Genomic DNA, 2,639 nt, shown 5'->3' on the forward strand with positions numbered 1-2,639 from the left:
ATCGTTAATCGCAAGAAAGTCTATCGAATTATGAAGGAGAATAGTTGGCTCTGTCGTGCACGTCCTAAGAAGGTGCCAAATATAGGTCAGCCTTACTATGTGACAGAGAATAAGCTAGATTATGATTTCTAAGTAGAAAAACCAATGGAGAAGCTAGTCACAGACATTACCTACCTCTACTTTGGGAACTGTAAACTCTACCTATCTTCCGTCATAGATCTCTACAATCGTGAGATGGTAGCTTACACCATTTCAGATTGTCAAGATACTAACTTTGTATTGGATACGCTCAATCAATTGGAATTGCCTAAGGGAGCACTTTTACACAGAGATCAGGGCTCTGTTTACACCTCGAAAGCTTATTACCAAGCTTGCACAGAAAAAGGCATCACCCGCTATATGTCCCGTAAGGGAACACCAGCAGATCATGCCTGTATCGAATGGTTTCATTCTGTTCTCAAGTCTGAAACCTTCTATCTCCATAACTGGAGAAACTTAACCAAAGATAGTATAACAGATATTGGCGAAAAATACATCACATTTTATAATGAAAGTAGAATTCAACAGAGATTAAACGACCAATCTCCCACAGAGTACAGAAGAGAGACTGCCTAATAGTGTTTTTCTACTGTCCCATTTTCGAGGTGCAGTGCCAAATCTAGGCTTGTTTTATCTATTTATAAAACATTTGTATAAGATTGGTACTTTTCCTTTACTTTAGACGAAATATCATCATCCGTAATCACAGCATCTAAATCATCCAATCGATAGAAACAATAGAAAGAATAGCTATCAAATTTGCTATTATCCGCCACAATGTACTTTTCAATTGCATTGTTCAAAATAATGGCATCCCCATTTCCTTCTTCTTCGTTGGCCGTCGTAACATTGTGACCATCAATCCCATTCACACCAATAAAGGCCTTCGAAACCTTGATTTCTTTTAACAATTTATTAGCAAATTGCCCAACAAATGTTTGCGTCTTGACACGATAACGACCTCCAATCAGAATAATATCACAATTAGGGTTGTCTTTTAATTTTTCAAAAATAGGAAGAGAATTTGTCACAATACTGACACTTTTATCAGCTAAATAATCCCCGATAAAATCCGTTGTCGTTCCTGAACCGATAAAAACCGTATCACCTGAAGAAATCAAATTTGCACATTTTTGAGCAATTGTTCGTTTTTCTTCAATATTTAACATCGTTTTTTCTGTATGGGAAGCTTCATTCAAGCCGTTTTTTACTTTTTTATGAGCTCCTCCATGAACCCGTGTCAGCAGGCCTTGTTTTTCTAGATCAATCAGATCACGACGTATCGTCATGTCCGTCACATCCAGCAGTTCTTTTAATTTCTTGACAGAAACAACTCCTTGCTGATCCAATTCTTGGAGAATAACTCTATGTCGTCCTTCTTTCATTTTGTCTCCTTTCTAACTTATATTATAATTAGATTCCTCAAATATATTATACAACAATTTATTCATTTTGAAAAATTAAAAACAAGATTTTTTTCATTTTTGTCAGTTATTGTTTGACTTTGTTTTGTTTGTGCTTTATAATGAAATCATATAAAATAAAAGGAGTCTGGGAATGACAACAAAACAAGAAAAATTAAACCGTTTATGTGATAAAAATGGAATTATTGGTGCTTTAGCCATTGACCAACGTGGTGCACTTCGTCGCATGCTGGGAGAAGATACGCCTGTTGCTGAATTAGAAAATTTTAAAGTTTTAGTTTCCAAATATTTAACTCCCTATGCATCCTCTATCCTACTGGATCCTGAACTCGGCTGGAAAGCGGCTGGGACTCGTGACAAAAATGCAGGACTATTAGTAGCTTATGAAAAAACTGGCTATGATAAAACCGTACCCGGTCGCTTCCCTGACCTTGTTGAAAATGTATCAGTGCAACGTTTAAAAGCAAATGGTGCTGATGCTGTAAAAGTCTTACTCTATGTAGACATTGACGAAGGTAAAGAGGTTAATGACATTAAAGAAGCTTTTATTGAACGGATCGCTTCTGAATGCAAAGCCGAAGAAATGCCATTTTTCTTGGAACTAGTTTCTTATGATGCCAATATAACAGATGAAAAAGAATACGCAATATTAAAACCACGTAAGGTGATTGACGCAATGAAAGTCTATTCACAAGAACGATTTGGAGTAGATGTTCTGAAAGTTGAAGTTCCCGTTAATATGAAATACGTTGAAAGTTTCGTTGAAGGAGAAATTTTGTATAGCAGAGAAGAAGCTGCTACTTTCTATAAAGAGCAGAGCGAAGCAACACATTTGCCGTTTATATTCTTATCCGCCGGTGTATCAGCTCAACTTTTCCAAGAAACACTTCGATTTGCTAAAGATTCCGGCTCGACATTCAACGGTGTCCTTTGTGGACGTGCTACTTGGGCCGGCGCTACAAAAGCTTATCAAGAAGGTGGAGAAGCAACTACTATAAAATGGCTTGAAACTGTTGGTAAACAAAACATTGTCGAATTAAATGCGGTTCTCCAAGAGACAGCTACACCTGTTGTATTTAAATAACTTTGTATCTCCTTATAAAAACATAAAAAGACGAAGGCACTACACCCTCAAAATGAGACATAAGAAAACCACTTCTGTTGAAATCTAGGAAA

Annotated in this window: 3 protein-coding genes; 2 read left to right on the forward strand and 1 reads right to left on the reverse strand. The window is 36.7% G+C overall.

The window, feature by feature from the left end:
• Positions 1-144: 144 nt before the first annotated feature.
• Complete coding sequence (locus HMPREF1514_RS00455; RefSeq protein ID WP_084635973.1) at positions 145-615, forward strand: DDE-type integrase/transposase/recombinase; 471 nt, start codon at positions 145-147, stop codon at positions 613-615.
• A gap of 62 nt (positions 616-677) precedes the next feature.
• Here the strand turns inward: HMPREF1514_RS00455 and HMPREF1514_RS00460 are convergent, their stop codons facing one another.
• Positions 678-1,424: a DeoR/GlpR family DNA-binding transcription regulator gene (locus HMPREF1514_RS00460; RefSeq protein WP_037596430.1), complete on the reverse strand. Its 747-nt coding sequence runs from the start codon at positions 1,422-1,424 to the stop codon at positions 678-680.
• Positions 1,425-1,596: 172 nt separating this feature from the next.
• On the opposite strand from HMPREF1514_RS00460, the gene lacD reads away from it, so the two are divergent.
• The gene (gene lacD, locus HMPREF1514_RS00465) at positions 1,597-2,547 is read left to right on the forward strand and encodes a tagatose-bisphosphate aldolase (protein WP_037596431.1); all 951 of its coding nucleotides are present in this window, start codon (positions 1,597-1,599) and stop codon (positions 2,545-2,547) included.
• The last annotated feature ends 92 nt before the right edge of the window (positions 2,548-2,639 follow it).

Source organism: Streptococcus sp. AS20, from assembly GCF_000524255.1.
Taxonomy (GTDB): Bacteria; Bacillota; Bacilli; order Lactobacillales; family Streptococcaceae; genus Streptococcus; species Streptococcus constellatus.